Raw genomic sequence first — 18,256 nt, forward strand, 5'->3', positions numbered from 1 at the left:
CGCAGGGCCGACCCAGCCGCACCCGCCCACCGGACCCCGCGCCGGGACGGCTGTGGCGTGCACGCCGACCGGCCACCGCCGGACGGAGTCCGGTGCAGCGGCGCGAAGCCGGTGAGGCCCGCCAGGGCCGCACCGCGCGAGCGGCGCGTCAAGAAGGAGTCCGGCGCAGCGGCGCGAAGCCGGTAAGGCCCGCCAGGGCCGCACCGTGCGAGCGGCGCATTGAGAGGGGTGACATGGAGGGATTCAGTCCGTACGCTGCTGAATATGGATATGCACACTGTCGTGGTGGGAACGTCCGGGACCACCGCCGAAGACGTGATCGCCGTCGCCCGCGGCAACGCCCGCGTGGAGCTCTCCGCCGAGGCCGTCGCCGCGCTCGCGGCGGCCCGCGAGATCGTGGACGCGCTCGCCGCGAAGCCCGAGCCCGTCTACGGGGTGTCCACCGGGTTCGGGGCGCTCGCCTCCCGGCACATCAGCCCGGAGCTGCGCGCGCAGCTCCAGCGCAACATCGTCCGCTCGCACGCCGCCGGCATGGGCCCGCGCGTCGAGCGCGAGGTCGTGCGGGCGCTGATGTTCCTGCGGCTGAAGACCGTCGCGTCCGGGCACACCGGCGTCCGGCCGTCCGTCGCGCAGACGATGGCCGACGTGCTCAACGCCGGGATCACCCCCGTCGTGCACGAGTACGGCTCGCTGGGCTGCTCGGGAGACCTCGCCCCGCTCTCGCACTGCGCGCTCGCGCTGATGGGCGAGGGTGACGCGGAGGGCCCCGACGGAGTCGTGCGGCCCGCCGGGGAGCTGCTCGCCGAGGCCGGGATCGAGCCGGTCGAGCTGCGCGAGAAGGAGGGGCTCGCCCTCCTCAACGGCACCGACGGCATGCTCGGCATGCTGGTCATGGCCCTCGCCGACCTCGGCAGGCTGTACACCGCCGCCGACATCACCGCCGCGCTGACCCTGGAGGCGCTGCTCGGCACCGAGAAGGTGCTCCAGCCCGAGCTGCACGCCATCCGCCCGCACCCGGGGCAGAGTGCCTCCGCCGCGAACATGGCCGCCGTCCTGAAGGGTTCCGGGCTCGTCCGGCACTACCAGGAGGAGACCGCCCCGCGCGTGCAGGACGCCTACTCCGTGCGCTGCGCCCCGCAGGTCGCCGGCGCGGGCCGCGACACCATGGCGCACGCCGCCCTCGTCGCCTCCCGCGAGCTGGCCGCCGCCGTCGACAACCCGGTCGTGCTGCCCGACGGGCGCGTGGAGTCCAACGGAAACTTCCACGGCGCCCCGGTCGCCTACGTGCTCGACTTCCTCGCCATCGCGGCCGCCGACCTCGGGTCGATCGCCGAGCGGCGCACCGACCGGCTGCTCGACAAGAACCGGAGCCACGGCCTGCCGCCGTTCCTCGCGGACGACGCCGGCGTGGACTCCGGGCTCATGATCGCCCAGTACACGCAGGCCGCACTGGTGAGCGAGATGAAGCGGCTCGCGGTTCCCGCCTCCGCCGACTCGATCCCCTCCTCCGCCATGCAGGAGGACCACGTCTCGATGGGCTGGTCGGCCGCGCGCAAGCTCCGTACCGCCGTCGACAACCTGACCCGGATCGTCGCGATCGAGATGTACGCGGCCACCCGCGCCATCGAGCTGCGCCACGGGCTCACCCCGGCGCCGGCCAGCCAGGCCGCCATCGCCGCGGCGCGTGCGGCGGGCGTGCAGGGTCCCGGTCCGGACCGGTTCCTCGCGCCCGACCTGGCCGCCGCGGACGCCTTCGTTCGTTCGGGTGGACTCGTGGACGCCGTCGAGACCGTCACCGGTCCCCTCGCCTGAGGTCAAGCGGAAGGGTGCGGCCCCCGGGGGATCCCCCGGGGGCCGCACCCTTCCGTGGTTCCGCGGGCTGTTTACACCGCGCGCGAACGGCGTACGGAGAAGGCCACGAAGCCCGCTCCGGCGCCCAGGCAGAGCGTGCCGCCGAGCAGGTAGGGCGTGGTGTCCACGCCGCCCGTGTCGGCGAGCGCGAGGGCGGGGCCGGGCGCGGAGACGGCCTGGACCTCCACGTTCGCGGCGGCGGGCGCGCCGGAGGCGGCCTTCGCGTGCCCGGGCGCGGTGGCGTTGGCCGAGGGGACGAACCACAGGACGGCGAGGAGGGTGGTCGCTCCGAGAGCGGTGAGTGTTGATCGACGTGCGGACACGGTGCGATCCCCCTTGTGGCAGCAGCGAATTGGCCCCGTGCGGTGATGCTACGGAAAGGGGCGGGTCGTGGGAAAGCCGGGGCTGCCGCGGGATTACTCTCCGTCGTATGAACCCTTCTGAGACCTCACGATACGTCCGCCTTCGAGTGGATTTGGTCCTCGAAGTGCCGGACGTCGACGCGCTCACCGGAGCCGCCCTCGCGCACATCAAGGCCGACGAGTTCATGCCGGACGAGGAGCGCGGCCACGCCGAGGCGGCCGTCCGGGAGGACGAGTCGGAGGCCCTGGCCTACCTGGTGGACCCCACTGACCTGGTCGCGGACATCCCCGGGGTGGAGCTCGCGCAGGCCTCCTGGAGCAGCGAGCCCGTGGAATACGACCCCGAGTCCATGGAGTGGGACCTCGACGAGGAAGATGGGGAGCTCGACGAAGAGACTGACAACGCCTGACGGTGGGGTTGACCACATTCGAACGGAATGAGGCGGCACCTCGGGGTGTAATGCGTTGTCAGGACGAGGCAGGGGGGTCATGCCCCCTGCCCGGGGAGTTCGGGGTTCAGGCAACGATGGAGTGGCGTGTGAGGACGGACAGCAAGCGGCGGAGAAGGTCCCTGGTGGCCATATCCGCTGTACTCGGCGGCGTACTGGTGCTCGCGGGATGCGGCGGTGACGACGGCAAGGCGCAGACGCCGAAGGCCAGCGGGGAGGCGTCGGCCAAGTCCCAGGCGGACGTGGACGCGGCCGCGGCCAAGGACGCCTCGCAGGCCAAGATAGTCATCACGCCCAAGGACGGCGCCACCAACATAGGCCTGAACGACGCGGCCACGGTGGCCGTCACCGAGGGCACGCTCACCGCGGTCGAGCTGAAGAGCTCCGAGGGCACGAAGGTGGCGGGCAAGATAGCCGCCGACGGGAAGAGCTGGAAGCCGGACGGCACGCTGAAGCGCTCCACGAAGTACGCGCTGTCGGCGACCGCGAAGGACGAGGCGGGCCGCGAGGCGCACGAGAACGCCTCCTTCACCACCGTCTCCCCGCAGAACAGCTTCGTGGGCTCCTTCATCCCCGACGCGGGTCAGACCGTCGGCGTGGGCATGCCGGTGTCGATCACCTTCGACAAGCAGATCAAGGACAAGAAGGCCGTCCAGGCCGGCATCACGGTCACCTCCAGCAGCGGCCAGGAGGTCGTGGGCCACTGGTTCAGCACGCAGCGGCTGGACTTCCGCCCGGAGAAGTACTGGCAGGCGGGTTCCACCGTCACCCTGAAGCTGGCGCTGGACGGGGTCCAGGGCGGCCCGGGCATCCAGGGCGTGCAGAGCAAGACCGTCACCTTCAAGATCGGCCGGAGCCAGGTCTCCACGGTCGACGCGAAGAGCAAGAAGATGACGGTCACCCGTGACGGCGCGGTCCTCAAGACCATCCCGATCTCGGCGGGCTCCCCGGAGAACCCGACCTACAACGGTCAGATGGTGATCTCCGAGAAGTTCAAGGAGACCCGGATGAACGGCGCCACCGTCGGCTTCACGGACGACGACGGCAAGGGCGAGTACGACATCAAGGACGTGCCGCACGCGATGCGCCTGTCCAACTCCGGCACCTTCGTGCACGGCAACTACTGGGGCCCGGACTCGGTCTTCGGCAGCGCCAACACCAGCCACGGCTGCGTCGGTCTGAACGACGCCAAGGGTGCGAACGACCCGAGCCAGCCCGCGGCCTGGTTCTACGACAACTCCCTCATCGGAGACGTCGTCACGGTCGTCAACTCCCCGGACAAGACGATCAAGCCGGACAACGGCCTCAACGGCTGGAACATGGGCTGGGCGGAATGGAAGGCCGGCTCGGCCGTCTGACCTGATCCACGGCACCACAGCTTCACCCCGACGAAGCAACAGACGGACGGCGGGGAGCCCCGGCCAGGGGGCTCCCCGCCGTCCGTCCGCGCGTACCCCCGGATGCCGCCATCCCGCATTCCTGTACGCCACCTGTGAGTTCGTGTTCTCATCCGGCTCTTATGGACGCCTTATCCGGCCGTCACGGGTGCTGCCTAGCTTCGGCCGCATGTTCTTCACCTACCTCCGGCGCGAGCTGCGCCGCCGCAGGAAGGCGGCGCTCGTCGTCGCCTCCGGGCTCGCCCTGGGCATCGCCCTCGTCATCGTCGTCACCTCCGTCTCGGCGGGCATGACACAGGCCCAGGGCAAGGTCCTCCAGTCGCTCTACGGCCTCGGCACGGACATGACCGTGACCAAGGCCCAGACCCCGCCGGCCGAGGGAGACACCACGGCCCGGCCCCGGTTCAGGTTCGACGCGCAGGGCGAGGGCGACGCGAACGCCGGGGCCGAGCAGAGCAGCGACCTCGTGATGCCCCAGGGCTTCCAGACCCTCGACGCCTCGACCGTGGACAAGGTGTCCGGCCAGGCCGGGGTCGCGCAGGCCGTCGGCGGCCTCAGCCTCCAGGTGATGAAGGTCAACGGGCAGTTCAAGCGCGGCGAGTTCAAGCGCGCGGAGGGCCAGACGGGCGGCGGAGCCGCCACCAAGCCGGGCGCCACGGGCGGCGGCCAGGGCGGTACGGTCGAGGGCGGCGGCGCCGACTTCGACGTCAACTCCTTCTCCGTCTACGGCGCGGACGTCGCCCACCCCGAGCTGGGCCCGCTCACCACCTCCAGGATCACCTCGGGCCGCACCTTCGCGGCGGGTGAGAGCGACGCGGCCGTCGCCGTCGTCGACAGCGCCCACGCCACCAAGAACAAGCTCGCCGTCGGCTCCGAAGTCACCGTCAAGGGAACGAAGTTCAAGGTGATCGGGATCGCCACCGCCGACAGCGGCGACGCGGCCGCCAACGTCTACCTCCCGCTCAAGCAGGCCCAGACCCTCGCCGCGACCCCGGGCAAGATCACCACGGTCTACGTCCAGGCGAAGGACTCCCAGGCGATCGGCTCCGTCAAGCAGGCCATCCAGAAGAACGTCCCGGACACCACCGTCACCACCTCGGCCGACCTGGCCGACACCGTCTCCGGTTCGCTCTCCACCGCCGCCTCGCTCGCCTCCACCGTCGGCACGTGGCTCTCGTACGCCGTCCTCCTCGCCGCCTTCCTCGTCGCCGGCCTGCTGACCTCCTCGGCCGTGTCCCGGCGCGTCCGCGAGTTCGGCACGCTCAAGGCGCTCGGCTGGAAGAGCGGCCGCGTCACCGGACAGGTCGTCGGCGAGGCCCTGGTCAACGGGCTCATCGGCGGCGCACTGGGCATCGGCCTCGGGCTCGCGGCCGCGTACGCCATCACCGCGATCAGCCCGCAGCTGACCGCGCAGCTCGCGGGTGGCGCCGGCCGGGGTCAGGGCCCGGGCGGGGGCGGCGGCGGGATGATGCGCTCCGCGCAGCAGAGCGCCGGCAAGGCCCTCGACATCGCGCTCACCGCACCCGTCTCGGTCTCCACCATCGGCCTGGCCGTCGCCCTCGCGGTCGCGGGCGGACTGATCGCGGGCGGCTTCGGCGGCTGGCGCGCCTCCCGGCTGCGGCCGGCGGACGCCCTGCGCCGCGTCGAATAGCCCCCGCCCCCGCCGCCGGTCCGCCCCCGCGGCCCCGCATCCCCGCCCGTCCCACCGCCCCGCAACCCCGAGGGAACGAACCAGAGATGTACCAACTCACCGGTGTCACCAAGCGCTACCAGCGCGGCAAGGAATCCATCGACGCGCTCGCCGGCGTCGACCTGACCATCGAGGACGGCGGCCGGCTCGTCATCCAGGGCCCCACCGGCGGCGGCAAGTCCACCTTGCTCCAGATGCTCGGCGCCCTCGACCGCCCGACGGCGGGACAGATCGTCCTCGACGGACTCGACCTCGCCACCGTCTCCGAATCCCGCCTCACCCGGGTCCGCGCGGAGAGCATCGGCTTCGTGTTCCAGTCCTTCAACCTGATTCCCACGCTCACCGCCCAGGAGAACGTGGAGACGGCCCTCGTCCCGCTCGGGCTGAAGGCCCGCGAGCGGCGTGACCGGGCCGCCGAGGCGCTGGACTCCGTAGGACTCGGCGAGCGGATGGGGCACCTGCCCGGGGAGATGTCAGGCGGTCAGCAGCAGCGCGTGGCCATCGCGCGGGCGCTGGTCAAGCGGCCCAAGGTGCTGCTGGCCGACGAGCCCACCGGCAACCTCGACGAGTCCATGCGCGACGAGGTCATGGAACTGCTCGAAGGGCTCTGGAAGGAACACGGCCTGACCTTCGTCATGGTCACCCACGACAGCGCGCTCGCGAAGCGGGCCCCGCGGGTGGCGACCATCCGCCGGGGGAAGGTGACCGTCACCGAAAACGCCTGAGCGCTCCGCGCCCTCAGGTTTAGGGTCCGGAACATGATGATCACCGCACTCTCCGTGCCCCCGACGGACCCCGAAGTCGACCACTGGTGGGCCGTCCTGGCAGCGGCCAGGACGGCAGACCTGCCGGGGACTCCGCCGCCCTCCCGGACGGAGGTGGCCGGAGCGCTCCGGGTGCCCTCGGCGCGGGGGCGCTCGGTGCACTGGGCGACGGAGGAGGCGGTCGCCTCGCTGGTCCTCTTCACCGACGGGGCCAACGACCACACCGCGCACCTGGCGGAGCTGACCGTACGGCCGGACGCGCGGCGGCGCGGTGTGGGAACGGCCCTGTGGGCGCGGGTCCGCGAGGAGCTGCTCGCGAACGGCCGTACCTCGGTGTCGGCGGAGGTGGACCTGGGCGGTCCGGGGCAGGCGTTCGTGGAGTCCGTGGGCTTCGAGAACGTCCTGTCGATGGCATGGAGGACGCGCCGTCGGGGGAGCTGGACCAGCAGATCCAGACCTGGACGGCGGAGCGGCTGCACGCGGCCCACCGCAGGATCCTGGACCAGGGAGGCGCCCTGACCACGGTCGCCGCCGTCACCCCGGACGGCGAGGTGGCGGCCTACACGGAACGGGTCCTGACCGACCCGGCGGGCCCGCGCGCGCTCCAGTACGACACCGTGGTCGTCCCGGCCCACCCGGGCCACGGCCTCGGCCGCGCGGTCAAGCTCCGCATGCTCGCCGAGGCGGCGACCCGCCACCCGGCCCTGCGCACCGTCGTCACCTCGGTGGCGGACGACAACACCCCGATGCTCGCGGTCAACGAGGCCCTGGGGTACCGGCGCGAGCGCGGGGTCGGGTACTTCCAGCTGAAGCTGTAGCTCCGGCCGGGGGACGCCGCGCTGCGGGGCGCTACGGGGCGGATTCCCCGACGGGGCCGGGGGCGTGCTTCCGGCCCGGGGCGGCCGGGGACGCCGACCAGGAGGCGAGGAGGCTGAGGGCGTCGGCCGAGGGGGAGCCCGGGGCCGCGTGGTAGGTGACCAGGAACTGCGCCGGGTCGTCCGGGAGGGCCAGCGTCTCGAAGGAGAGCCGGAGCTCGCCGACCAGCGGATGGCGCAGCCGCTTGACGCCGTGGATCTTGTTGTCGGCCACCGTGTGGGCCGCCCACAGCCGGCGGAACTCCTCGTTCTTCACGGACAGTTCGCCGACCAGCGCGGACAGCTGCTCGTCGTCGGGGAACTGTCCGGCGTACACGCGCAGGTTGCTCACCACCTCGCACGCCCGGCATTCCCAGTCCGCGTACAGCTCCGCCGTCGCCGGGTCCAGGAAGACCAGCCGCACCAGATTGCGTTCCTGCGCGGGGAAGGCTCCGAAGTCACCGAAGACGGCCGCGGCCAGCGGGTTCCAGCCTATGACGTCCTGGCGCCGCCCGACCAGGTACGCCGGTACGCCGTCCATCGCGTCCAGCAGCGTCCGCAGCTCCGGCCTGACCTGCTGGGGGCGCGGGGTCTGGCGGCGCTTGCGGGGCTTGGGGCCGGCCAGGTGGCTCAGGTGCGCACGCTCCGTACCGTCCAGGCGCAGGGCCCGCGCGATGGCGTCGAGGATCTCCGCCGACACGTTCTGGCCGTGCCCCTGCTCCAGGCGGGTGTAGTACGCGACCGACACCCCGGCCAGCTGCGCCAGCTCCTCGCGGCGCAGGCCGGGGACCCGGCGGTGGCGCCCGTAGTCGGGCAGGCCCACGTCCTCGGGCCGCAGCCGGGCGCGCCGGGAGCGCAGGAACTCGCCGAGCTCGGCTCGCTGATCAAGGTGGTCCATTACCCCAGTATCGCCGCGCGGGCGCGCGGAGCGGGGGAGCGAGCCTGACCCCGCCAAGGGTAGGTCCGCCAGACCTAGGCAGGGCAGGGGGATGGGTGTCCGGGGCGGGGAGGTGCAGGCTGTGAACACACAGCGGCCCGGCAGGGCGGTCTGCACGGAGGTCCCCTACCTGGGCCTCGTACGGCGGTCCCGTACCTCGGGCCCGTACAGCGGGCCTGTACGGCACTCCCGTACGGCAAGGCCCGCACCCGCAGCACCGCACACCAGGTCCGCACCGCAGGTCCCCGTACCGCAGTCTTCCGAGGAGCCCCATCGTGTCCGTCACCCAGGTCGCCGCCTACGCCGCTCCCGCGCCCAAGGCCCCGCTGGAGCGCATCACCGTCCCGCGCCGTCCGGTCGGCGCGCACGACGTCCTCATCGACATCAAGTTCGCCGGCATCTGCCACTCCGACATCCACCAGGTCACCGACGGCTGGGGCGAGGGCATCTACCCCATGGTCCCGGGCCACGAGATCGCCGGTGTCGTCACCGAGGTCGGCCCCGGGGTCACCAAGTTCGCGGTCGGCGACCGGGTCGGCGTCGGCTGCTTCGTCGACTCCTGCCGCGAGTGCGAGCAGTGCCTCGCCGGGCAAGAGCAGTACTGCGCCAAGGGCATGACCGGCACGTACAACGCCCTCGACAAGAACGGCGAGCCCACGTACGGCGGTTACTCCACGCACGTCGTCGTCGACGAGAACTACACCGTCCGCATCCCCGACGCCCTCCCCCTCGACATCGCCGCCCCGCTGCTGTGCGCCGGCATCACCCTCTACTCGCCGCTCAAGCACTGGCAGGCCGGCCCCGGCAAGCAGGTCGCGATCGTCGGCCTCGGCGGCCTCGGCCACATGGGTGTCAAGATCGCCCACGCGCTCGGCGCCGAGGTCACCGTCCTATCCCAGACCCTGCGCAAGCAGGAGGACGGGCTCAAGCTGGGCGCCGACCACTTCTACGCCACGAACGACGAGGCCACCTTCAAGGAGCTGGCCGGCCGCTTCGACCTGATCGTGTCCACCGTCTCCGCGCCGCTCGCGCTCGACGCCTACCTGGGCCTGCTCAAGGTGGACGGGGCCCTGGTGAACGTCGGCGCCCCGGAGGAGCCGGTCTCGCTGAACCTGTTCTCCCTCATCGGCGGCCGCAGGACGCTGGCCGGCTCGGCGATCGGCGGGATCGCCGAGACGCAGGAGATGCTCGACTTCTGCGCCGAGCACGGGCTCGGTTCGGACATCGAGGTGATCCGTGCCGAGGAGGTCAACGAGGCCTACGTGCGCGTCCAGTCGGGCGACGTCCGCTACCGCTTCGTCATCGACACCTCGACCATCTGACCGGCGCCTGACGGCGGCCCCCCGGGTGCACGTCACCCCGGGGGCCGCCGTCGCACGCCTGCCGTCGCACGCCTGCCGTCACACGCTTTTCATGCCCCGTGCATGGTCCCGGCGGCCGTCCGCGCGGACGATCTTCCCATCAGCCTTCTGCCACCGGGGAGTTCGAGATGTCCAGCCGCCGCCATTTCCTCGCGGGGTCCGCGGCCGCCGCCGTAGGCCTCGCGGCCCTCCCGCAGGCCGTCCAGCCGGCGCGGGCGGCCGCCGCCGGGACCCCGGCGGGGGCGGAGGCCGGGGCCGAGGGGCCGCCGAACCTCGTGGTGATCCTGGCCGACGATCTGGGCTACGGCGACCTGGGCGCGTACGGCCAGAAGCTGATCACCACCCCGCGCATCGACCAACTGGCCGCCGAGGGGCTCCGGTTCACCGACGCCTACGCCGCGGCCGCCGTCTGCGCGCCCTCCCGCGCCGCGCTGCTGACCGGCCTGCACACCGGCCACGCCGCCGTCCGGGCCAACCCCTCCAGCGGCGGCCAGGGCAGCCTCGGAGCGGGCGACACCACCTTCGCGGAGGTGCTCCGGGCACGCGGGTACCGTACGGGCCTCTTCGGCAAGTGGGGCTTCGGACCCGAGGCCGGGGACCAGCCGAGCCACCCGTCCGCGCGCGGCTTCGAGGAGTTCTACGGATACATCGACCACGGGCACGCCCACCAGTACTACCCGGCGTACCTCTGGAACGGCAACGCCAAGGAGACCGTCCCGACGGGCACCTTCGCCCCCGACGCGATCGCCGCGCGCGCCCTCGGCTTCATCGACGCCCACGCCGCCGGCCCCGCCCCCTTCCTGCTCTTCCTCACCCCGAACCTCCCGCACGCCCCGAGCGAGATCCCCGACGCGAGCGCCTACGCCTCCCAGCCCTGGACTCAGGCGAACAAAGCGCACGCGGCGCAGATCAGCCTCCTCGACGCGCAGGTCGGCGCGGTCGTGGACCGGCTGAAGGCGCGGGGCGTCGCCGAGCGCACGGTCGTCCTGGTGGCCTCCGACAACGGCCCGCACGAGGAGGGCGGGGTGAACCCGGACCTCTTCGACGCCAACGGCCCGCTGCGCGGCTACAAGCGCAACCTGTACGAGGGCGGCGTCCGCGTCCCCCTCGTCGCCTGGTCCCCGGGCCGGATCGCCGCCGGCACCACCAGCGCCCGCCCCACCCCGCTCTACGACCTCCTGCCCACCCTCGCCGACCTGGCGGGCGGCGCCCCGGCCCCCTCCGACATCGACGGGCTCTCGGCGGCCCCCGTCCTGAACGGCGCCCCGGCTCTCGCCCCGGTCCACGACCACCTGTACTGGTACCGGGACGAGCAGGGCGTCACGAGCCGGGCCAACGCGCAGGACGGCGGCCGGGCGAAGCAGGTCGCGGAGGCCATCCGCAAGGACCGGTGGAAGGCCGTACGGTTCGCGCCGGCGCGGGACCGGACCGTACCGGACGCGCAGTGGCGGTTCGAGCTCTACGACCTCACGGCGGACCTCGCCGAGCAGCGCGACGTGGCGGCGGCGAACCCGTCGGTGGTGGCCTCCCTCACCGCCGCGCTGCGCGCCTCCTGGGCGGACACCTACGTACGCCGCCCCTGGGGCCTGACCACGACCGCCGACCCCTCCGCCGGATCGCTCACCACCACCCTGGCCAACGGCACGGCCCGCCCCTGGGCGGACGCCCGGGTGTCGCTGGACGTCCCGGCGGGCTGGACCGCGACCCCGGCGGGCCCCGCCACGGCCGCCTCCCTTGCCCCGGGAGCGTCCCTGACGACGGTGTGGACCCTGACCGTCCCGCAGGGGGCCGGGCCCGCCACCCTCACGGCGTCGGCCACGGCGGGCGGCTCCGCCTTCACCGCGCGGACCCCGTACGCCCCGCTGCCGGCCCCGCCCACGCGGGACAGCTACCTCAGCGACCTTCCCTGGGTCTCGGCGGCCAACGGCTGGGGCCCGGTGGAGATCGACCGCTCCAACGGCAAGCAGGCGGCGGGCGACGGCACCCCGATCGCCTTCGGCGGGGTCAGTCACGCGAAGGGCCTCGGCGTGCACGCCCCGTCGGAGATCGTCTACCACCTGGGCGGCCGCGGGAACCGCTTCACGGCCCTGGTCGGCATCGACGACTTCTCGAAGAAGCAGTCGGCGTCCGGAGCCACCCGCGCGACCGTGCGCGGCGACGGCCGGATCCTCGCCACGACGGGCACCCTGACCGGCGCCTCGGGCCCCACGGCCCTCGACGTGGACGTCCGCGGCATCCGCCTCCTCCACCTGGTGGTGGAGGACGCCAACGCCAACTCGGCCTTCGACCACACCTCGTGGGCGTCGGCGCGGGTGACGGTGGTCTGACGGCGGCCCCGGAATGAAGGGAGCCCCGGACCCCCGCACGCGGCGGGGGTCCGGGGCTCCGGTCGTGGTGCCGGTCAGCCGTCGGCGCGGGCCACGCCGATCGGGCAGGAGACGCCCGTGCCGCCGATGCCGCAGTAGCCGCCGGGGTTCTTGTCCAGGTACTGCTGGTGGTACGCCTCTGCGGGCCAGAAGGGGCGCTCCGACGCCGGGAGGACGGCCGTGGCGATCGTGCCGTGGCCGGCGGCGGTCAGGACGCGCTGGTAGGCCTCGCGGGAGGCTTCGGCGGTGGCCTGGGCGGCGGGGGAGTGGGTGTAGACCGCCGAGCGGTACTGGGTGCCCACGTCGTTGCCCTGGCGGAAGCCCTGGGTGGGGTCGTGGGACTCCCAGAAGAGCTTCAGCAGGGCTTCGTAGGAGACCAGCGTCGGGTCGAAGACGACCCGGACCACCTCGGTGTGGCCGGTGCCGCCCGAGCAGACCTCTTCGTAGGTCGGGTTCTCGGTGAACCCGCCCTGGTAGCCGGCCAGGGTGGTCCACACCCCCGGGGTCTGCCAGAACTTGCGCTCGGCGCCCCAGAAACAGCCGAGGCCGAAGTCCGCGACCTCCAGATGGGCGGGGTACGGGCCCGCGAGGGGGTTGCCGAGCACGGTGTGCACGGCGGGCAGACCGAAGAGCGGCTCCGCGCGGCCGGTCAGGGCTTCCTCGCGGGTGGGGAGCTCGGGCGTGCGGCGGTACGAGAACATGGATTCCCTCCTTGTGGTCTACCGGCAACGGCGGACGGGGGGCCGGGATTCCCCGGGCCGTCGCCGGACGGAGTCCGGCGCAGCGGCCCGAAGCCCGCGCAGCGGTGCGAGGGGCGCGTCGGGAAGGAGTCAGTGCGGGAGCGTCGCCGGGGAGCCGCCGTTGGCCTCGTAGCCGGCCACCGCCAGGGCGCGGTAGATCGCGTACGAGGCGGCCGGGTCCGGGTCGGCGGACCAGGGGAGGGCGCCGACGTAGCCGTCGACGTGGCGGATCTGGTCCATCGCCTCCGCCCAGCGCTCCCCGCCGACCAGGAAGAGGATGAGCAGGTGGCGCACGTGCGCCAGCATCGGGTCGTCGGGACGCGCGCTGTGCACCGCGTACAGCGCGCCCTCCACCGCCCGGGTCACGGACGCGCTCTGGTGGAAGCTGCGGATCAGGACCACGTCCGGGACGTGCTCGTAGAGCGCGAAGAGCGGCAGCGCCGCCAGCAGGGAGCCCCGCGGGGCACGGGCCGCCGCGTGGTGGGTGAAGGCGTCGGCCTTCTCCCGGGAGCCGTGCCACTTCTCGCACCAGTAGTTCAGCGCCGCCAGGTGCGCGCCCATGTGCTGGGGCGCCCGGTCGATGATCTTCGCCCACAGGGCGTCGTACTCGGGCTCGGAGTAGTGCAGCATGCGAGCCACGGACAGCTCGATGATGTACGGCACCGGGTCGCCCGGGGCCAGCAGCGCGGCCTTGTGGCAGGACTCCCGGGCCTCCTCCGCGATGATCCGTACGTCGGCCTCGCTCATGCCCTCCGGACGCCGCCACATCTGCTGCGCCAGCAGCTCGGCGTGCACCTGCGCACCGGCCGCGTCCTTCGGCGCCTCCAGCCGCCACGCCTTCAGCCACGCGGCCCCGGCCCCGGGCTCCTGGGAGAGCTCCAGCGCCGCCGAGCCGGCGAAGGCCTGCACGCGCTGCCAGCGCACCTCGCCCTCCCGGGGGGTGCCGGCCAGCAGCTGGGAGGCGGCCTGCCACTGCCCGGTGCGCCGCACGTGGTCGAGGGCGTCCATCAGGTCCTGGTCGGGGCCGGGGATCCGGACGTCGAGCTCCTCCTGCAGGGCGAATCCGTAGGCCGCCGGGTCGGCGGCGTCCGGGCTCCCGGGCTCGACCAGGCGCAGTCCGCCGCGCCTGCGCCGCAGGATCGGTGAGAGGGCGGCGAAGAGCAGACCCATCGCGAGCAGGAACCACAGAATCTCCATGACCCCAGCGAACCAGACCGACCCGTCCGAAAGCCAATAGGAGGCAAAGAGACCGGGGGAGGGGACCGTCGGGCACGTGCCCCCGCACGCCCCGGGGCGGGGCCGCGGCGGGGTCGGACGGGGCATAGCATCGAGCCATGAGCGACGACAGCCACGAGCACCAGAGCTTCGAGACCCGTGCCATCCACGCGGGCAATACGGCGGACCCCCTGACCGGCGCGGTCGTGCCCCCGATCTACCAGGTGTCCACGTACAAGCAGGACGGCGTCGGCGGACTGCGCGGCGGTTACGAGTACAGCCGCAGCGGCAACCCGACCCGTACCGCACTGGAGGAGAACCTCGCGGCGCTGGAGGGCGGCCGGCGCGGCCTCGCCTTCGCGTCCGGGCTCGCCGCCGAGGACTGCCTGCTGCGTACGCTGCTCTCCCCGGGCGACCACGTGGTCATCCCGAACGACGCCTACGGCGGCACCTTCCGCCTCTTCGCGAAGGTCGTCTCCCGCTGGGGCGTCGAGTGGTCGGTCGCCGACACCTCCGACCCGGCTTCGGTGCGCGCGGCGATCACCCCGAAGACCAAGGCCATCTGGGTCGAGACCCCCTCCAACCCGCTGCTCGGCATCACGGACATCGCCGTCGTCGCCGACATCGCGCGGACGGCCGGCGCCAAGCTGGTCGTGGACAACACCTTCGCGTCCCCCTACCTGCAGCAGCCCCTCGCGCTCGGCGCGGACGTGGTCGTGCACTCGCTGACCAAATACATGGGCGGTCACTCCGACGTCGTGGGCGGTGCGCTCGTCGCCGCCGACGCGGCCCTGGGCGAGGAACTGGCCTACCACCAGAACGCCATGGGCGCGGTGGCGGGGCCCTTCGACTCGTGGCTGGTGCTGCGCGGCATCAAGACCCTGGCCGTCCGCATGGACCGGCACGCGGAGAACGCGGGCAAGATCGCCGAGATGCTGGTCCGTCACCCCAAGGTGCACACGGTCCTCTACCCGGGCCTGCCCGAGCACCCGGGCCACGAGATCGCCGCCAAGCAGATGCGCAACTTCGGCGGCATGATCTCCTTCCGGGTCACCGGTGGCGAGGAGGAGGCCGTCGCGCTCTGCGGCCGGACCAAGATCTTCACCCTGGGCGAGTCCCTCGGCGGCGTCGAGTCCCTCATCGAGCACCCGGGCCGCATGACCCACGCCTCGGTGGCCGGCTCGGCCCTGGAGGTCCCGGGCGACCTGGTCCGCCTGTCGGTCGGCATCGAGAACGCCGACGATCTGCTGGCCGACCTCGCGCAGGCGCTGGGCTAGCCGACCGGCAGGAGCAAGCCGTACGGGATCTCCCCGTCCCCGTTCACCAGGGCGGGGAGACCTCGGCCGAAGGCGTCGACCAGGCGCCGGTCAGCGAGGCCCACACCACGAAGGCCACCACCGCCGCCCACAGCAGGGCCCAGCCGGCCCGTCGCAGGGCCCTGCGGCGGCGCAGCAGCCGGTCGCCGCGCGCGGCCGCGCCCGCCGCGAGATCGGGCGGCACCGCCGGGTAAGGCCCCTCCAGAAGCCGCCTGACCTGGGCTTCGCCGGGCTCGGGGCGGTTCACGCCGCCTCCCGGTGTCGAGGGTCCGGCCCTGACCCGGTGGTGGCCGCGGGGGCCGCGCGCAGCCGGGCGACGGCCCGGTCGCACAGGGTCCGCACCCGCTCGGGCGTCAGCCCCAGCTGCGCGGCCGTGACCTCCTCCGCGACCCCTTCGTAGAGCCGCAGCACCACGACGAGCCGCTCCAGCGGGGTCAGCCGGCCCAGCACCCCGCTGCCCCCGTGGTGGCGGCGGCCGGTGTGGGCGAAGGCGGCGCACAGCTCCTGGCGGGTGTGGTCGTACGGGTCGTCCCCGCGCAGCCTGCGCCAGTTCGCGTACGTACGGGCCAGCGCGGTGGCGAGCAGTGCGCGCGCGGCGGGTGCTCCGGCGGTGGCCGAAGCTTCGGCCGCGGGCGTCGCGGGCTCCGCCGTCAGCAGGATCGCGACGCGCAGGAGCCGCCCCGCCGCGCCCGCGACGAAGGCCTCGAACTCCGCGTAGGGGCCCGGCCCGTGGTCCACAGTCCACATAGTGCGGCCGGAGGGACCGCCTCGGAAGGGGTCGGGAGCCAGTCGGGCCCGGGCGGGCCCGGTGTCAGGAGGCGGGGCCGGCCTCGGACCCGGGCTCGGCGCCGGCCGACATCAGCTCGGACAGCGAGACGTTGAAACGGGTCAGCAGACCGGTGAACGCCTCGCGCTCCTCCGCCTCCCAGCCGTCCGTCACCCGGGCCATCAGCTCGCGCCGCGAGGAGCGGACCTCCTCCAGCCGCGCCAGCCCGCGCGGGGACAGCGCGAGCACCACGGCCCGGCCGTCCTCGGGGTGCGAGGTCCGCTTGACCAGGCCGCTGTCGACGAGCGGGGCGACCTGGCGGGTGACCGTGGAGGAGTCGATGCCCATGCCGCCGGCGAGCGCCTTCACGCCCATCGGGCCTTCCAGGTCGAGCCGGTTCAGCAGCAGGTAGGCGGCCCGGTCCATGGAGTTGCGGGCCTGGCCGACCCCGCCCAGGCGGGTCTGCTCGGCGCGCCGGGCGAAGACCGCCACCTGGTGCTGGAGCGCGTCGAGGAGTCCGGCTTCGGCGGGCGCGCCGGCCGGCGCGGGCAGGTCGGAACTGGCCGGGGTGGAGGGCATGGCCGTGGGCTCTCTTCGCATGGGGCCGACAAGGATGGGGGACAGAGTACGCGGCCGTGCGACGGCTCGTACGCCTCGTACAAGAACTGATACGGCAGCGGTGAAACGGCGACTACGAGCCGTCCCGCATGGCGAGATATCGCCGCTCCGGCGCGCCGCCCGCCCGGCTCCCGCACTGGCTGTGTACCCGGGCGCACCCGCCGCGCTCACCCGTCCCGCCCAGCACGGCGGAGCGCGCGACGGGCCGGCTGCGAGACTGGCCGTATGAACTACCGCGTGCCGCAGCCCGTCCCGCAGGTCATCCTCGACGACATCCGGGGGGCCCAGAAGATGCTCTCCGGCGTCTCCCGGGTGACCGCGATGGAGGGCAGCCGGTACCTCTCCAGCCTCACCGGCTCCCCGGTCCACTTCAAGTGCGAGAACCTCCAGCGCACCGGCTCCTTCAAGCTGCGCGGGGCGTACGTGCGCATCGCGGGCCTGCGCCCCGAGCAGCGGGCCGCCGGGGTCGTCGCCGCCAGCGCGGGCAACCACGCCCAGGGCGTGGCCCTGGCCTCCTCCCTCCTCGGGGTCCGCTCGACCGTGTTCATGCCGGTCGGGGCGCCCCTGCCGAAGGTGGCCGCGACCCAGGACTACGGGGCCGAGGTGCGGATGCACGGGCAGGTCGTGGACGAGACGCTGGCCGCGGCCCAGGAGTACGCGGACCGCACGGGCGCGGTGTTCATCCACCCCTTCGACCACCGCGACATCATCGCGGGCCAGGGCACGGTCGGCCTGGAGATCCTGGAGCAGTGCCCCGAGGTGCGCACGATCCTGGTCGGCATCGGCGGCGGCGGGCTCGCCGCCGGGATGGCGGTCGCGGTGAAGGCGCTGCGCCCCGACGTCCGGGTGATCGGGGTCCAGGCGGCGGGCGCGGCCGCGTACCCGCCCTCGCTCAAGGTCGGGCACCCGGTGTCCATCGACAACCCGAACACGATGGCGGACGGCATCAAGGTGGGCCGGCCCGGCGACATCCCCTTCAAAATCATTGGCGAGCTGCTCGACGACGTCCGTACGGTGTCCGAAGACGCGCTCTCCAGCGCGCTGTTGCTCTGCCTGGAACGGGCGAAGATGGTGGTCGAGCCGGCCGGGTGCAGCCCGGTGGCCGCCCTGCTGAGCGAGCCCGAACGGTACGGGGACGGCCCGGTGGTGGCCGTGCTGTCCGGCGGCAACATCGATCCGCTGCTCCTGCAGCGGATCCTGCGCCACGGCATGGCGGCCGCCGGCCGCTACCTGTCGCTGCGGCTGCGGGTGACCGACCGGCCGGGGGCCCTGGCCGGTCTGCTGGGGGAGTTGTCAGTGGTGGATGCGAACGTGTTGGACGTGAGCCACGTGCGGACCGATCCGCGCCTGGGGCTCACGGAGGTGGAGGTGGAGCTGCACCTGGAGACGAAGGGGCCGAAGCACTGCGCGGACGTCGCGCGGGCGCTGCACGGCGCGGGGTACACGGTGATGAGCTAGCGCGCTCACCCCCTCGGGGCGGCACCCCCGGGATGACACTCCCCGATCCGGTGGCGAGACGCGATATGACGCGATACGGTGTCGCCCGTTCGGCCGAGCGAGGTCGGCTCGG

At 73.2% G+C, this 18,256-nt stretch carries 18 protein-coding genes; 11 read left to right on the plus strand and 7 right to left on the minus strand.

The window, feature by feature from the left end; translation table 11 throughout:
• Nucleotides 1-270: 270 nt before the first annotated feature.
• Nucleotides 271-1,812, plus strand: a complete 1,542-nt coding sequence (hutH, locus tag OG435_RS28375) for a histidine ammonia-lyase (RefSeq protein ID WP_266882147.1) — start codon at nucleotides 271-273, stop codon at nucleotides 1,810-1,812.
• A 71-nt stretch (nucleotides 1,813-1,883) separates the two neighbouring features.
• Here the strand turns inward: hutH and OG435_RS28380 are convergent, their stop codons facing one another.
• Entirely contained in the window at nucleotides 1,884-2,174 is a 291-nt protein-coding gene (locus tag OG435_RS28380; protein ID WP_266880771.1) for a hypothetical protein, read from the minus strand.
• Nucleotides 2,175-2,338: 164 nt separating this feature from the next.
• On the opposite strand from OG435_RS28380, the gene OG435_RS28385 reads away from it, so the two are divergent.
• The 6 genes from OG435_RS28385 (at nucleotide 2,339) to OG435_RS28410 (ending at nucleotide 7,331) form a co-directional block, all read left to right on the plus strand.
• Nucleotides 2,339-2,623, plus strand: a complete 285-nt coding sequence (locus tag OG435_RS28385) for a hypothetical protein (RefSeq protein ID WP_266880772.1) — start codon at nucleotides 2,339-2,341, stop codon at nucleotides 2,621-2,623.
• A 116-nt stretch (nucleotides 2,624-2,739) separates the two neighbouring features.
• Nucleotides 2,740-4,020 (plus strand): L,D-transpeptidase, encoded by a 1,281-nt coding sequence (locus OG435_RS28390; protein ID WP_266880773.1) that lies wholly within the window; start codon nucleotides 2,740-2,742, stop codon nucleotides 4,018-4,020.
• A 208-nt stretch (nucleotides 4,021-4,228) separates the two neighbouring features.
• On the plus strand, nucleotides 4,229-5,710 hold the full coding sequence (locus tag OG435_RS28395; RefSeq protein WP_266880774.1) for an ABC transporter permease: 1,482 nt from the start codon (nucleotides 4,229-4,231) through the stop codon (nucleotides 5,708-5,710).
• 86 nt (nucleotides 5,711-5,796) lie between these two features.
• A complete protein-coding gene (locus OG435_RS28400; RefSeq protein ID WP_266880775.1) occupies nucleotides 5,797-6,474 on the plus strand; it encodes an ABC transporter ATP-binding protein in 678 nt (225 codons plus the stop codon).
• A 33-nt stretch (nucleotides 6,475-6,507) separates the two neighbouring features.
• The gene (locus OG435_RS28405) at nucleotides 6,508-7,032 is read left to right on the plus strand and encodes a GNAT family N-acetyltransferase (RefSeq protein WP_266880776.1); all 525 of its coding nucleotides are present in this window, start codon (nucleotides 6,508-6,510) and stop codon (nucleotides 7,030-7,032) included.
• Nucleotides 6,927-7,331, plus strand: a complete 405-nt coding sequence (locus tag OG435_RS28410; protein ID WP_266880777.1) for a GNAT family N-acetyltransferase — start codon at nucleotides 6,927-6,929, stop codon at nucleotides 7,329-7,331. Before OG435_RS28405 ends, OG435_RS28410 begins: the two co-directional genes overlap by 106 nt.
• A gap of 31 nt (nucleotides 7,332-7,362) precedes the next feature.
• On the opposite strand, the gene OG435_RS28415 is transcribed toward OG435_RS28410, so the two are convergent.
• The gene (locus OG435_RS28415) at nucleotides 7,363-8,265 is read right to left on the minus strand and encodes a helix-turn-helix transcriptional regulator (protein ID WP_266880778.1); all 903 of its coding nucleotides are present in this window, start codon (nucleotides 8,263-8,265) and stop codon (nucleotides 7,363-7,365) included.
• A 314-nt stretch (nucleotides 8,266-8,579) separates the two neighbouring features.
• Here OG435_RS28415 and OG435_RS28420 point away from each other — a divergent pair, with 314 nt between their 5' ends.
• Complete coding sequence (locus OG435_RS28420; protein WP_266880779.1) at nucleotides 8,580-9,626, plus strand: NAD(P)-dependent alcohol dehydrogenase; 1,047 nt, start codon at nucleotides 8,580-8,582, stop codon at nucleotides 9,624-9,626.
• Between the two features lie 167 nt (nucleotides 9,627-9,793).
• Nucleotides 9,794-11,992: a sulfatase-like hydrolase/transferase gene (locus OG435_RS28425; protein WP_266880780.1), complete on the plus strand. Its 2,199-nt coding sequence runs from the start codon at nucleotides 9,794-9,796 to the stop codon at nucleotides 11,990-11,992.
• A gap of 74 nt (nucleotides 11,993-12,066) precedes the next feature.
• On the opposite strand, the gene msrA is transcribed toward OG435_RS28425, so the two are convergent.
• Together msrA and OG435_RS28435 are read right to left on the minus strand one after the other, a co-directional pair.
• Nucleotides 12,067-12,732, minus strand: coding sequence for a peptide-methionine (S)-S-oxide reductase MsrA (msrA, locus tag OG435_RS28430; protein ID WP_266880781.1), 666 nt, complete (start codon nucleotides 12,730-12,732; stop codon nucleotides 12,067-12,069).
• 129 nt (nucleotides 12,733-12,861) lie between these two features.
• Nucleotides 12,862-13,968 carry a hypothetical protein gene (locus OG435_RS28435; RefSeq protein WP_266880782.1) on the minus strand — a complete coding sequence of 369 codons (1,107 nt, stop codon included), beginning with the start codon at nucleotides 13,966-13,968 and terminating at the stop codon, nucleotides 12,862-12,864.
• Between the two features lie 137 nt (nucleotides 13,969-14,105).
• On the opposite strand from OG435_RS28435, the gene OG435_RS28440 reads away from it, so the two are divergent.
• The gene (locus OG435_RS28440; RefSeq protein ID WP_266880783.1) at nucleotides 14,106-15,263 is read left to right on the plus strand and encodes a cystathionine gamma-synthase; all 1,158 of its coding nucleotides are present in this window, start codon (nucleotides 14,106-14,108) and stop codon (nucleotides 15,261-15,263) included.
• Nucleotides 15,264-15,306: 43 nt separating this feature from the next.
• Here OG435_RS28440 and OG435_RS28445 read toward each other — a convergent pair whose 3' ends face one another.
• The 3 genes from OG435_RS28445 to OG435_RS28455 all read right to left on the minus strand — a co-directional run bounded on the left by OG435_RS28445 (nucleotide 15,307) and on the right by OG435_RS28455 (nucleotide 16,647).
• Nucleotides 15,307-15,549: a hypothetical protein gene (locus OG435_RS28445; RefSeq protein WP_266880784.1), complete on the minus strand. Its 243-nt coding sequence runs from the start codon at nucleotides 15,547-15,549 to the stop codon at nucleotides 15,307-15,309.
• Nucleotides 15,546-16,040 carry a sigma factor-like helix-turn-helix DNA-binding protein gene (locus tag OG435_RS28450; protein WP_266880785.1) on the minus strand — a complete coding sequence of 165 codons (495 nt, stop codon included), beginning with the start codon at nucleotides 16,038-16,040 and terminating at the stop codon, nucleotides 15,546-15,548. Before OG435_RS28450 ends, OG435_RS28445 begins: the two co-directional genes overlap by 4 nt.
• A gap of 73 nt (nucleotides 16,041-16,113) precedes the next feature.
• On the minus strand, nucleotides 16,114-16,647 hold the full coding sequence (locus tag OG435_RS28455) for a MarR family winged helix-turn-helix transcriptional regulator (protein WP_266882149.1): 534 nt from the start codon (nucleotides 16,645-16,647) through the stop codon (nucleotides 16,114-16,116).
• A 264-nt stretch (nucleotides 16,648-16,911) separates the two neighbouring features.
• Between OG435_RS28455 and ilvA the strand changes: the two genes are divergently transcribed.
• Entirely contained in the window at nucleotides 16,912-18,144 is a 1,233-nt protein-coding gene (gene ilvA, locus OG435_RS28460) for a threonine ammonia-lyase (protein ID WP_266880786.1), read from the plus strand.
• Nucleotides 18,145-18,256 lie beyond the last annotated feature (112 nt).

The organism is Streptomyces sp. NBC_01264 (genome assembly GCF_026340675.1).
GTDB lineage: Bacteria > Actinomycetota > Actinomycetes > Streptomycetales > Streptomycetaceae > Streptomyces.

Bases quoted from the DNA above. Each gene is read 5' to 3' on its own strand.
- hutH (WP_266882147.1), top strand. From the start codon at position 271: ATGCACACTGTCGTGGTGGGAACGTCCGGGACCACCGCCGAAGACGTG.
- OG435_RS28390 (WP_266880773.1), top strand. From the start codon at position 2,740: ATGGAGTGGCGTGTGAGGACGGACAGCAAGCGGCGGAGAAGGTCCCTG.
- OG435_RS28395 (WP_266880774.1), top strand. From the start codon at position 4,229: ATGTTCTTCACCTACCTCCGGCGCGAGCTGCGCCGCCGCAGGAAGGCG.
- OG435_RS28400 (WP_266880775.1), top strand. From the start codon at position 5,797: ATGTACCAACTCACCGGTGTCACCAAGCGCTACCAGCGCGGCAAGGAA.
- OG435_RS28405 (WP_266880776.1), top strand. From the start codon at position 6,508: ATGATGATCACCGCACTCTCCGTGCCCCCGACGGACCCCGAAGTCGAC.
- OG435_RS28410 (WP_266880777.1), top strand. From the start codon at position 6,927: ATGGAGGACGCGCCGTCGGGGGAGCTGGACCAGCAGATCCAGACCTGG.
- OG435_RS28415 (WP_266880778.1), bottom strand. From the start codon at position 8,265: ATGGACCACCTTGATCAGCGAGCCGAGCTCGGCGAGTTCCTGCGCTCC.
- OG435_RS28425 (WP_266880780.1), top strand. From the start codon at position 9,794: ATGTCCAGCCGCCGCCATTTCCTCGCGGGGTCCGCGGCCGCCGCCGTA.
- msrA (WP_266880781.1), bottom strand. From the start codon at position 12,732: ATGTTCTCGTACCGCCGCACGCCCGAGCTCCCCACCCGCGAGGAAGCC.
- OG435_RS28435 (WP_266880782.1), bottom strand. From the start codon at position 13,968: ATGGAGATTCTGTGGTTCCTGCTCGCGATGGGTCTGCTCTTCGCCGCC.
- OG435_RS28440 (WP_266880783.1), top strand. From the start codon at position 14,106: ATGAGCGACGACAGCCACGAGCACCAGAGCTTCGAGACCCGTGCCATC.
- OG435_RS28455 (WP_266882149.1), bottom strand. From the start codon at position 16,647: ATGCCCTCCACCCCGGCCAGTTCCGACCTGCCCGCGCCGGCCGGCGCG.
- ilvA (WP_266880786.1), top strand. From the start codon at position 16,912: ATGAACTACCGCGTGCCGCAGCCCGTCCCGCAGGTCATCCTCGACGAC.